Origin of the sequence: Laceyella sacchari (genome assembly GCF_024927925.1) — a bacterium.
Lineage (GTDB): Bacteria > Bacillota > Bacilli > Thermoactinomycetales > Thermoactinomycetaceae > Laceyella > Laceyella sacchari.
This window is the reverse complement of record NZ_CP103866.1, coordinates 2,608,518-2,620,617: the sequence shown is the minus strand read 5'-3', so window position 1 is coordinate 2,620,617 and position 12,100 is coordinate 2,608,518. Positions and strand designations below refer to the sequence as shown.

At 46.7% G+C, this 12,100-nt stretch carries 10 protein-coding genes and 2 pseudogenes; 6 read left to right on the top strand and 6 right to left on the bottom strand.

All coding sequences use genetic code 11. From position 1 onward, the window contains the following. Positions 1-42: 42 nt before the first annotated feature. Positions 43-465 carry a hypothetical protein gene (locus NYR52_RS12740; protein ID WP_132222762.1) on the top strand — a complete coding sequence of 141 codons (423 nt, stop codon included), beginning with the start codon at positions 43-45 and terminating at the stop codon, positions 463-465. A 37-nt stretch (positions 466-502) separates the two neighbouring features. Here the strand turns inward: NYR52_RS12740 and NYR52_RS12735 are convergent, their stop codons facing one another. Continuing rightward, a complete protein-coding gene (locus NYR52_RS12735; RefSeq protein ID WP_022736814.1) occupies positions 503-721 on the bottom strand; it encodes a hypothetical protein in 219 nt (72 codons plus the stop codon). Between the two features lie 426 nt (positions 722-1,147). Between NYR52_RS12735 and NYR52_RS12730 the strand changes: the two genes are divergently transcribed. Together NYR52_RS12730 and NYR52_RS12725 are read left to right on the top strand one after the other, a co-directional pair. Beyond that, the gene (locus NYR52_RS12730; RefSeq protein ID WP_022736812.1) at positions 1,148-1,315 is read left to right on the top strand and encodes a hypothetical protein; all 168 of its coding nucleotides are present in this window, start codon (positions 1,148-1,150) and stop codon (positions 1,313-1,315) included. A gap of 277 nt (positions 1,316-1,592) precedes the next feature. Further along, the gene (locus tag NYR52_RS12725) at positions 1,593-5,168 is read left to right on the top strand and encodes a bifunctional 2',3'-cyclic-nucleotide 2'-phosphodiesterase/3'-nucleotidase (RefSeq protein WP_259435771.1); all 3,576 of its coding nucleotides are present in this window, start codon (positions 1,593-1,595) and stop codon (positions 5,166-5,168) included. 76 nt (positions 5,169-5,244) lie between these two features. On the opposite strand, the pseudogene NYR52_RS12720 reads toward NYR52_RS12725, so the two are convergent. Beyond that, positions 5,245-5,910 (bottom strand): annotated as a pseudogene (locus tag NYR52_RS12720) (SOS response-associated peptidase). A gap of 458 nt (positions 5,911-6,368) precedes the next feature. Here NYR52_RS12720 and NYR52_RS12715 point away from each other — a divergent pair. Next, positions 6,369-6,617: a hypothetical protein gene (locus NYR52_RS12715; RefSeq protein ID WP_259435770.1), complete on the top strand. Its 249-nt coding sequence runs from the start codon at positions 6,369-6,371 to the stop codon at positions 6,615-6,617. A gap of 52 nt (positions 6,618-6,669) precedes the next feature. Here NYR52_RS12715 and NYR52_RS12710 read toward each other — a convergent pair. The 3 genes and pseudogenes from NYR52_RS12710 to NYR52_RS12700 form a co-directional block, all read right to left on the bottom strand. Further along, a pseudogene (locus NYR52_RS12710) lies at positions 6,670-7,020 on the bottom strand (manganese catalase family protein); the annotation flags it as partial. Positions 7,021-7,047: 27 nt separating this feature from the next. After that, a complete protein-coding gene (locus tag NYR52_RS12705; RefSeq protein ID WP_259435769.1) occupies positions 7,048-8,025 on the bottom strand; it encodes a 3'-5' exoribonuclease YhaM family protein in 978 nt (325 codons plus the stop codon). Positions 8,026-8,228: 203 nt separating this feature from the next. Further along, positions 8,229-9,773 carry a recombinase family protein gene (locus tag NYR52_RS12700; RefSeq protein ID WP_259435768.1) on the bottom strand — a complete coding sequence of 515 codons (1,545 nt, stop codon included), beginning with the start codon at positions 9,771-9,773 and terminating at the stop codon, positions 8,229-8,231. A 235-nt stretch (positions 9,774-10,008) separates the two neighbouring features. On the opposite strand from NYR52_RS12700, the gene NYR52_RS12695 reads away from it, so the two are divergent. After that, a complete protein-coding gene (locus tag NYR52_RS12695) occupies positions 10,009-10,152 on the top strand; it encodes a hypothetical protein (RefSeq protein ID WP_022736805.1) in 144 nt (47 codons plus the stop codon). Between the two features lie 128 nt (positions 10,153-10,280). On the opposite strand, the gene NYR52_RS12690 is transcribed toward NYR52_RS12695, so the two are convergent. Further along, complete coding sequence (locus tag NYR52_RS12690) at positions 10,281-11,228, bottom strand: alpha/beta hydrolase (protein WP_259435767.1); 948 nt, start codon at positions 11,226-11,228, stop codon at positions 10,281-10,283. 213 nt (positions 11,229-11,441) lie between these two features. On the opposite strand from NYR52_RS12690, the gene NYR52_RS12685 reads away from it, so the two are divergent. Further along, positions 11,442-11,867, top strand: coding sequence for an RrF2 family transcriptional regulator (locus NYR52_RS12685; RefSeq protein WP_158283370.1), 426 nt, complete (start codon positions 11,442-11,444; stop codon positions 11,865-11,867). Positions 11,868-12,100: the final 233 nt, after the last annotated feature.

Here is a 12,100-nt window from a genome sequence, read left to right as displayed (position 1 = left end):
GGTTTTTTTTGGTTTTGTTCACTGCGGAAAGGGGAGATTTTCGTGAAACCGTTGTCAGTGAATGAGATGAGCGCATATTTGCGTTCGCGACCTGTCCAGTCTGAACAGGAAGAAATGTATCCCCATCGGTTGTGGGAACCATCAAAAAGGGCGGCCCTTGTTATTTTATGGGGTTTATTGATTTATCCACAACTGGACCCGGATTTGCGCCAACAAAAGAGAACTTATTCCATCCATGTCAGCCAGCTGATCAACTTGTTTGGCGACGCGCTTGGGCCTGATGGCGAGAATGCGTGGCCGGCCACGTTACGACTGTTAGCGCGCCATGATTATATCCGCATCAATGGAGAGATGATTACGCCGGGCACGGGCTTGTTTGTGGCTGTCGATGCGGCAAAAATGTATAAGATGTTCCGGTCTTCTGTTTTGTCGCGGGACATATTTCAGAGGCGGTTTGGTACATGACAAGCACCCCTACTTTCATTGTTGAAGGTAGGGGTGTTTAGTCGTGTTTGAGGGATTCGATGAAGAGTCTCAGGGTTTTGCGCTGCTCAGGTGATAATTCGAGGGCGATCTGAATAAGATGTTGAATATCTTCAGGGAGGTGATGGACGAATTGTTGCTGTTGTCCCAACTGATTAATCAGCTGCTCCAATAGATTACGCGACTCATTAATATGTTTGTAGGTTTGAATTAACAATTTTTCTGTCGGTTGAGTCATACGGTTCATCCTACTCTTTTTCAGAATGAAGGAGTTCATCAATTTCCTTTTTGATTCGGATAAGCTCCTCATGGCTCAATTTGTGAAGATCGCGAATCATCATTTCCAGTTTCATTGTGCGAAATTCTTCCAGAAAAGAAGGCATATATTGAGGGTTTACGGACACGAGCCAATAACTCCTTTCATATAATCGCTAGTTTGCCAGATTACTATTTTAACAGAGATTCGACGTGGGTCAATGTGAATATAGTGGGTTTTTTCCAGTTTTTTGTCGTGCTTTCGCCCCGTATTCAGTTTTTTCTCTCATTTAGGCGAAATTGTTTGAGAATGTGTCAAAAAATGTGGTTTAGCTTGTTTGCAATTGGGGTAAGTAAGCTTTAGTTCCTGAAAAACTATTATTAAAAAGAATGAATCGAGGTGCTTGCGATGGTTGAACAATTGAAAGCACTGGAGGAGCGTCTCTTTTCCGTGAAGCAGGAGTATCTTCTGGCAAAAGAGCGCCATGAATTTTTGGCGCAATACGACTTATATGAAGAGTTGAAACAGTTGAAACAAAAACGGCGGGAACTGAAAACAAAATTGGGATTAATGTAATAGATAGACAACGCAAAAGGTTGGCTTTCCGAGTGGGAGCCAACCTTTTGTTATGTGCGGAACCAGTATTTTTCAGGTTTGAGAACGAGAATGCCGTCAGCGCAAATGGACAAAACACCACTTTGTGTTAAAAAAAGGGAATTTTAAGAGAATATTTTTTGTTTGTGTATTAATTTATATTCATATTAATTGGTATCGTTTATTTGCTATACTATTTATTGCGAGTTTTTAATATAGCATGTCAAAGTCTGCAAATTGTTAAAAGGGTGAATGATGGATGAAAATGCGAATGTCCAGCCATGCCAGAAAGGTTTTATCTGCTTCAATCGCCTTGAGCCTCATTGCGGCACCTTTGATTTCAAATAAAGCAGAGGCTGCCAAATTTGACAAACACCATCTGCTGAAGTTGCGCATCATGGAAACAACAGATGTGCATACCAATCTCTTGAACTACGACTATTACAAAAACGCAGATTATGAGAAAGTGGGTTTGGCCAAAACGGCGACGCTGGTGAAAGAAGCGCGCAAAGAAGTGAAAAATACCGTACTCGTCGACAATGGGGATTTGATCCAAGGAACGCCGCTTGGAACGTACAAAGCGAAAATCAAGCCTTTGAAAAAAGGAGAAGTGCATCCCGTCTTCAAGGCTATGAACCTCATGGGTTATGATATCGCGACATTGGGCAACCATGAGTTCAACTATGGACTGGATTTCCTTGAGGAAGCTTATAACGACGCCAAATTCCCTTATGTGAACGCCAATGTGTATGTAGATGATCATGACAAGAATCCCAAGAATGACAAGAACCGGTTTAAACCGTATCAAATCATGAAAAAGAAAGTGGTCGATGAGCGGGGCAAAACCCATATGCTGAAAATTGGCTTCATCGGCTTTGTTCCGCCACAAATCAATGAATGGGACAAAACGAACCTGGAAGGGAAAGTCATCGCCAAAGATGTGGTGCAAACAGCCAAAAAATTCGTGCCTGAAATGAGAAAAAAAGGGGCCGATTTGGTTGTGGCCATGGCCCATTCCGGCTTTAGCGGCAACAAGAACAATACGGAAAATGTGATTTATTCCTTGAGCGAAGTGCCCGGCATCGACGCCATCACGTTCTCTCACACGCACAAGGTGTTTCCAGCGAAAAGTGAGGCCGCGCTTGATGAACTGTTCCTCGGCCCCGACAAGAAGCCGTTACCCGGCGTTAACAACCAACGAGGCACCATTAACGGGGTTCCGGCGGTGCAAGCTGGCTACGGCGGAGGCTCTCTGGGCATCATCGACCTCGTCTTGACCAAGGAAAAAGGAAAATGGCGGGTGGTCACTTCCCAGTCATTTACACGCGAGATATGGAAAGATATCAAGGACCCAGCCACCGGAAAAAACAAAACCGTCAGCACGGTTCAGCCTGATCGAGATGTGGTCAAAGCCATCAAAAAAGATCATGAAGCAACCGTTGCTTACGTGAATACCCCCATCGGCAAAACCACCGGCGACATTCACAGTTACTTTTCGCTGGTTCAGGACGACCCTTCGATCCAAGTGGTGACCAACGCGCAGAAGTGGTATGTGGAGAAATTGATCGCCACGTCGAAACCTGAATATAAAGATTTGCCCATTTTGTCTGTCGGCGCGCCATTCAAAGCCGGGCGCAACGGACCAGATGAATATACCGAGATTAAAAAAGGTGATCTTACGATTCGTAGCGCCGGGGATTTGTATTTGTACGACAACACATTGAAAGCGATCAAAGTCACCGGTTCCACGGTGAAAGAGTGGCTGGAAATGTCAGCAGGCAAATTTAATCAGATCATTCCCGGCAAGGCCGAAGAGCAGCCGCTGTTAAATCCGTCGTTTGCAGTGTACAACTTTGACGTGATCGACGGCGTACGTTATCAGATTGATGTCACGCAACCTGCGAAGTATGACACGAATGGCAACCTGATCAACGCCAAAGCGAACCGCATTGTCAATTTGACTTATAACGGTCAACCAGTCAATCCTGAACAGGAATTTATCGTGGTCACCAACAATTACCGCGCCAATGGAGGCGGCAACTTCCCTGGCGTCAAGGAAAGCGAATGGGTGTTGGACTCCACGGAAGAAAACCGCCAAGTTCTCATGGACTATATCGCTGAGCAAAAAGAGATCAATCCCACGGCCGACGGCAACTGGTCGATTGCCCCGATCGCCGGTGAAGCGCATGTTACTTTCACCACATCGCCACGTGCGGAAGCTTATCTTGAAGAGGGAAGCAATATCAAGCCGACGAACCAAACCGATGACAAAGGGTTTGCCATTTTCTCCATCGATTTGGGACAAGCGCCGCAACCGGAAGACAAAGTGAAAGTACAGTTGCTAGGCTTAAATGATTTGCATGGCCAACTTGACACTGACACCAAAGTGAAGCTGGACGGGCAAGAGGTTCTAGCTGGTAGCATGGAATACACGGCGGCAGCCATGAAACAGCGTGAAGCTGAAAACAAGAACACCCTGTTGGTTCACGCTGGCGACATGATCGGCGGTAGCCCACTTATCTCGGCATTGTATCAAGATGAGCCGACGGTAGAAGTGATGGAAGCGATGGGTTTTGACGTGGGCACACTGGGGAATCACGAGTTTGATGAAGGAATTGCTGAGTTGCGCCGGATGATTAAAGGTGGCGAACATCCCAAAGGGACGAAAGGCTACGATGGCATGAACTTCCCGATTGTTGCCGCCAATGCGTATGATACGTCGACAGGGGAGTTGATCACCGAACCATACACGATCAAAGAAGTGGGTGGCCAAAAAATCGGTTTCATCGGCGTGGTAACCCAGGAGACGCCACACATGATCGTCAAAAAAGGGAATGAAACCCTGGAGATCCGCAGTGAGGTAGAAGCCATCAACAAATATGTAGGCGAATTGAAAAAACAAGGGATTAAAGCGATTGTTGTGCTTGCACACAACCCCGCGGTGCAAGGTGGCAAAGCTGACGCTTTTGACGCATCAGAGATCGCTGAGCAAGTGGATGATGAAGTAGATGTGATTTTTGCTGCCCACAACCATGTACGTGTCAACCAAGTGGTGGATAACAAACTGATCGTGCAAGCGTATTCTTATGGTTCCGCATTTTCAGATGTGGATTTGGAAATTGACCCCGCCACGGGAGAAATCGTCAACAAGAAAGCCGAAATCGTCACCGTATACCAAAAAGATTACACACCGGACGCCACTGTGGCCTCCATCATTAAAAAGTATGAAGATCTGATCGCTCCGATCAAAGCGGAAGTGGTTGGTGTCTCCGCAACGGATCTGCCCAAAGGCTATCCGAGCACGGCGGCGATTGGTGATCTCGGGTTGGGCAATTTGATCGCAGACGGCATGAAAGCGGCAATGGACGCTGATTTTGCCCTGATGAATGGCGGCGGTGTTCGGTCTCCGTTAGATGCCGGGGATGTCACTTTTGGCGAACTGTTTGCGGTTCAACCATTTGGCAATGTGTTGAATAAAGTCAAGTTGAGTGGAGCAGATCTGGAAGAGATTTTAAACAATCAGATTAGCGACAGTGGTCTCGATTTTCATATCGCAGGTTTCAAATACACTTGGGATGCCAATACCAAACGGGTAGTGGACATCATCTTGCCAGATGGTAGCCGGATTGACAAAACCAAAGAGTACACGGTAGTGGTCAATAACTACATGTATGGCAATGAGAAATACGGCATTGCGGCTCGCGCCACCGATATGGAAGTGGGTCTGGAAGACTTGGAGGCAACCGTAGCATTCGTCAAAACGCTTCCCAAACCGTTTACGTATAAGCCGGAAGGGCGCATCCAGAAAGTGGGGAGTACCCCACTGACCCAATAAAGCGTTACTTGGGAATGTGTATGGAAAAAGACAAGGCGACGTTAACGCCTTGTCTTTTTTATGTCAAAAAGTAGCCTCAATGGGCAAGTGGCAACAAGATGGAGGGGTCATCGTTTTTTGGTGAATTGACCCGTGTGGATACGGGGAAAGCCTTCATTTCATCTGCGGGATAGGGTTGCAGCAAGGATTTTAGAAGTGCCAAATCCTCCATGTCTGGGTGCAACCAAGTTTCATAATCTTCGGTTCGAAGGATGGCCGGCATGCGGTCGTGCACTTCTTTGGCGATGGCATTGGGCGCGGTGGTGATAATGGTACAAGAAACGAGGGTTTGGTCTTCATGGCTCCAATGATCCCACAGCCCGGCAAAGGCAAACGGCTTGCCGTCAGCCATCTGAAAGCGGTACGGTTGTTTTTCTTTCCCGGTTTTCTTCCATTCATAAAAGCCATCGGCCAAGATCAAGCAACGGCGTCTTTTCAGCAGACCTTTGAATGTCGGCTTCTCGTCAAGGGTTTCGGCTCTGGCGTTGATCATTTTGTAGCCGATTTTCACATCTTTGGCCCAACCAGGAACGAGACCCTAGCGCATGTGTCGCCCCACCCGGGCTCCCTCTTCCAGCACCACCGACAGAATGGGTTGGGTGGGAGCGATATTGTAGCGGGGACTCACCTCATCGATCAACATCATCTCAAATTGCTTTTCCAATTGGTCAAGTTCAGCGGACAAGGAAAAACGGCCGCACATAGGATCACCTCCTTTTCATTGTAGCCTAGACACAAGCGAATCAAACAATAAAAATGAACCTAAGGGTTACACCTTTCCAGTCAATGGGAAACAAGGTCAAAGCGCCCCTAGCTATGATTCGTGTTTCATATTGGTTCATAAAGTTGATGAATAAAGGATTTTTTTATCATCAGTTGAATAGGAGCGTAAGTGATGTTCTTTCGACGAAAGGGAGGGGCATTTGTTTCAACAAAAGTTCGATATGACGGTGGCGCATCGTCAGCCATCTTTGCGCAAGGAGGGAGTATACGAACGTAAAATATGTTATTTCCCTGCTCGCCACCATAGCGACAGAATGGTTATGCAGTTACTTATGTGCCAAGTTGCTTGATGTCGCACTGGTGGAGGTTGCGTGCTTTGTTGGATCAATGTTTCTTATCCTTTTTATTTGTTCAACACCAAGGGAGGCTCCTGAGTAAGTGGATGGATGCGGAGATTCAGGCGACGACGGGGTTGAAAACGGAGAACGCCGCGATCCGGATTCGATTCACTCCGGTTTTGGCAGGGCTTGTCCTCTGTTTCATCATCACCATGGTGTGGACGCTGGTCGCGTTTGGACCAGACCTTATTGCGTAACTGGAAGGCAGTTTTGGACAGAAAAAATCCATGCTGATCCGTTAGCCAAAAATAAAAAAAGCCTGGAGACGCCTGCGCTTACCGCCTTGTGACCGCAGGCAGTCCCAGGCTTTTTCCGTTTTGCCGCAACCCACACAGATTAGCCTAAAAAAACTTCTTCTGGTCCCGATACTCCTTGAGCAACTCCACTGCTTCTCGAAAGCGTTGCGAGTGAACCACTTCCCGTTCGCGCAGGAATTTCAGCGCATCATTAATGTCCGGATCATCAGAAATGTCGATCAGCCATTGGTAAGTGGCGCGTGCTTTTTCCTCAGCGGCAATGTCTTCATACAAATCGGCGATCGGGTCGCCCTTGGCTTGGATATAGGTGGCGGTAAACGGAACCCCCGCCGCATTGTGATAGAAGAGAGCAGAGTCATGATCGACAAAATGTTCGCCCAGTCCGGCTTCCTTAAGTTGCTCAGGGGTGGCGTCTTTGGTTAATTTATATGCTATCGCATCATGGAGACGGAAAATGGTTACTTAACTGAAATAATCTTCTGTTTCATTGAGCAGTGAATGTTTTAACATGTCATTCTCAAGGGATTTTGTCCGTTTCACCCATTCCCCGGACTGGAGCGATTGCATTTCACTAAATATGCAGAACATCATCGCATCCAGCTTGTCAATCATATGCAGAACCACCGCTTCTGGAATTTTCGGCGTCACCGGTGATCCCCATTCCAACTTTCCATGGTGGGACAAAACCATGTGTTGGAGCAACTTGAACGCTTCCGTTTTTATCACGCCTTGCTGTTGCCCGAATCGTTGTAACAGTGTGGCGGAAAAATGGATATGGCCGTGCAGTTTTCCCTCCAGCGTATAATCCCCACCATCGCGGAGATGGGTCAATTCGCCGATTTTTCCCAGATCATGGTACAAGACACCGGCCAGGAGAAGATCCCGATTTAAGAAAGGATATTGCTGCTGCACTTTATTGGCGCATTCCATCATGGAGACAATGTGATGTAGTAACCCGTGAAGGGTTGCGTGATGATTCGTTTTCGCGGCAGGGTAGGAATATAAGCGCTCAGAGATTTCACGATCAGAGAGAACAGCTTCAGCGAGCGCTCGCAAAATGGGGTGCTCCATGGAGCTAACCATACCATGCAACCGTTGCTTGAGGCGGTCGGCTGATTGTTTGGGACGCGGCAATAATTGGTCGACCCAGGTGGCTTTGTCTTCGTCCCGCCATTCAAGGTGATCGACGCGGATTTGTATTTGTTTTTGATATTCGCTGGCTTCCCCTGTGATGTGAATAACATCGCCTTGCTGAATCTCACGCTCATACATTTTGATTTTTTCCTGCCAATCCCAAATTCGCCCGGGAAAGCTTTCACCGGATTGCGCAAACATAACTAGCTCTACATACTTCCGTTGTTCAGAGTTTTTATAAGTACGCACTTGCACAGCTTTCACAAAGAAGGGTTGATTGACGGAATCGCCGTGTTTAAATGTCAATGAGAATCACCTTTCTATGGTTGGTGTAGAATTCTTATGTTAATTCGGCTAAACAAACAAATGTTCCTCTTTTTTGGTGGAAAGTACAGGGGCATTAGGGTGTTAAACAAAAGAATGGGAGAAACATGAATGAAGGGATTCTTATAACTAAAAGAATCCCTTTTTAACAATGAAAAGGTGATAAGGAGTGGATATGCGGTCAATTATTTTAGCCGCGGATACAACTGTAGCTCGAATTCATCATTTTTCTGATGTTTCTCTTTGAGATAAACACATTTGTCTAGAATCAGCTTGAGCAATTGATTTTGTTGGTACGTTTTCGCGGCAGGGTAGACATCCAGTACGTGTTGGATTTCGCTGACCTTAGGTTGGAGGCATGCCGATGCACTTTGCTCCTGCCTTATGTCCGCTTCGACTTGTTTTAGCGCGGCCTCTGCTGCTTGCAGACGGTTGGTAATGCTTTGTGACCGTTTTAGAAACGTGGTTTCATCATAGATGCCTCTTTCCAACAGGTCATGAAGTTTTTCTTGCTGTGTTTGTAAGTGGGAGATTTCTTGGCGCAGGTTTTTTTCGAGCAACAAGTAAGTTTCCACTTTTTTTCCCTTTTCCGCGTCTGTGATCTCCGAAGGTTCGATAGTCATTTTGCAATGGGTTAGCCATTGGCGAAGCTGATTTAATATATGTTTTTCGACCAAGTCCAGGCGACTGCTTTTATTTGTACAGCCGGCTCCATTGCGATCACAGGCCAGGTATTGGTGCCGATTTTTGGTTCTCCCGTATTTCATCACCATAGCGGACCTGCACTTGCCGCAGATGATGAGTCCGGCCAAAGGGTTTTTCAAGGCTGTGCCAAGTTTCCAATGGGGATGAATTTTGTTTTTGCGAATGGCCTCAGCTCTGAAAAAGACGTCTTCAGGAATGAGCGGGGGGTGTTTGCCGTCGACAATGATGGCTTCCTCTTCGTTTCTCCGTTTTGCGGTCACGTTTTTTCCCGGTTCTTTGGATTTTTTTCGTTCAATGTGTCTCCAGCGGATTTTACCGATATAGACTGGATTGCGCAAGATTTGCAGGACAACATTATTCGTCCAATCCTTTCCGTTTGCCGAGGGTACACCCATGTCGTTTAATTTTTTGGCAATCTTGAGTGAGCCCAACCCGTCGTGGATATACCAGTCAAAGATCATCCTCACTATAGCCGCCTGTTCTTCGTTGATCGTTAAGGTATGGTCTTTGCCTACTTTTGTTTTATTGTAACCATAGGGCGCGCGAGCCCCGATGTAATTGCCATCCTTGACGGAGCGGATACGCCCTTGGTGCAGGCGCCGTTTGATGATTTTGAACTCTTTTCGGGCCATGAACGCTTCAAACTCCGAATACTCTTCATCAAATTCATCATCTAAGTTGTATGTTTTTCTTGGGGTAATAATGGCTGTTTTTGCCTGTTTAAATGTTTCCAATATGATACCTTGATCTTGCATGTTGCCCCGCCCCAGGCGGTCAATGTCCATGACCAAGACGGCATCGTAGTGACCAGATTCTACTTCTTGCAAAAGAGCCACCATCTCGGGGCGGTGTTGTATGCTTTCTCCTGAAGCGATTTCCTCCCTGACTTTGACTACATGGAGGTTTCTTTCCCGAGCCACATCGAACAGCACTTTCCGGTGTTTGGACAGTGTTTCACCTTCTCCGCGCTCCTCAGCTTCTTGGTCGGCGCGGGACTTCCTCAGATAGATGCACACCCGCTCCATCCGCTTCACTCCTTGCCTTTCTCTGGAGAATTTCCCACGACTGATGAGTTAGCTTGCCAGATCTTTCTATGCCATTTCTATTCTGCGTTTGGACACTTTATCGCTAAGATGTTATACGCTATGTGACCATTTACTTGATGGCATGGGACAAGTTGCTGAAAAATAAATTGAACTAAGCGCTTTTGCCAAGCGGAAAAGCTATTCTATCCATGTGATTGTGGGGGAGTGATGCGCGATGATTGAGAAGCAGATTGGCAAGACCAAAATCGTGATAATTCCGCCCAACATTTCAGATGAAGAGAATGAGCAACGCTGGAGTGACGTAAGAAGCTTGGTGGTTTCCATTTTGCAATCAAACCTGAAAAAAGAAGCCGGCTAGTAATAAATATGCTGGGCGGTGGAGAAGCCCAAATGGTAAAACGATAGATCCAAGATTTCGCATGCACAAAGACAGGCTACCCCATATGAGAGGTAGCCTGTTCGTATTCATCTGTTTCGCTGTTCCAATCATTCGGAAGCTGGAGCGGGATGCAATGCTCTTTTTAACGCGTTCATATATTCCATTCCGGCTCGTTTGCTAACCTCTGCTTCCGGTGCAAATACTTCAAAACCGTGGAAACAACCTGGATATAAATGGAATTCTACATCAACACCAGCTTCAACGAGTCGGGAAACATATTCGATGGTTTCATCACGGAAGGGATCTAATTGTCCTACACAGGTATAAGTGGGTGGAAGTCCTTTGAAATTATCGGCATGGATCGGTGCGGCATAAGGAGAAACTTCGCCTGAAGCATGTTCGCCCAAATACATTTTCCAGGCGGCGATGTTGTGGTCACGGTTCCAGACAGCTTTGGGTGATGTGATTTCCCGGCTGGAAGGAGAGGTGTTGCGGTTGTCAATCATGGGATATAACGGCATTTGGAAACAAATCGCAGGGCCCCCTTTATCACGGGCCATCAGTGTAACAGCGGCAGTCAATCCGCCTCCTGCGCTCCCTCCGCCAACAGCAATGCGTTTCTTATCTATGTTCAATTCCGCTGCAGAGTCTGCCATCCATTTCAAAGCGGCATAACAATCCTCAATTGCCGCAGGATAAGGATGTTCTGGAGCGAGACGATAATCGACGGACACAACGACACAATTGACTTCCAAAACTGTAATTTCGCAGTTGATATCATCTCGATCCGGATGACCGAGAACATAACCGCCACCGTGAATGTACAATAACCCAGGCAAAGGGGTGTCTGGCCGGTTTGCTGGTTCGTATACCTTCACCATTATCTCGCCAACCGGCCCGGCGATCATGCGTGTAGTCGTAATCACATGAGGGGACTTTTCATATTCGGGAATAGGGGCGTTACGCATCTTTTGGAGGTCCTCAGGTAACTTCATTTGCGGGAGAAGCGCTAAAACGGGTCTCAGTTCGGGCAAGACTCTGCTTTCAAAATCCATATGAATCATCCTCCATGGACATGGCCCTAATTTTTAAATTGTGACTACATTTGTCACAGTTGAATTATCAATTACCGGGGGAAAGTTGTCAAGACTTTTTCCTGATGTGATATAGTGAATGTAATTAGGGCTTGTCTAAGTATTGCTTTTGCCACTTGGCGTAACTGCCAGGCATGCCCTAAACGATCATCAACTGACATAGAGGTGGATAAGTTGCAGTTACTTATTCAATCTGGTGATCTGGGCCCGAGCTGGTTTCATGTGTCCCTTCGCGCGTTGGTGCTGCTATCCAAATCAGATTCGCTTATGAAAAGCCACGTCATTGCGGAAGCCTTGGGCGTGGATACTACATACATCAGGAAGATCTTGGCTTCGTTGTCCAAGGCCCAATTAGTGACGACAGTCAGCGGGCGGTACGGTGGATACGCTTTGTCCAAGAAAGCTTCAGATATCACTGTGGGCGACGTGTACCGTGCTCCTGGCAAGGGACAAACAACCCCCTATTGGTCGGTTCCGAAAACCGGTACGGAAAAAATGATTTCCATGATTCTCGCAAAAGCGGAAGAGCAATTTCAATCTGTGTTAAACAGCTATACGATTGAGGATGTCGCCCAACAAGCGCACCTGTTTGGGTCCTGATTGTGGATTATGGATATTTTTCATGTGGAAAATGCTCATACAGGATAGATGAATGATGAACGGAGGTGGAAAGCGGGCAGTGAAGCGAGAGCGACAACGAATATGATGATTGCCCGCGCCGCCTTTCAGGAAAGAAGCGGTTTTCAAATGGTTGGTTGTTTTATGGTGAGGAGAAGGTAATTTTTTGAAAGGGATATTTAACTTGAAAATTTATTAGCACTCGTTTTATTTTT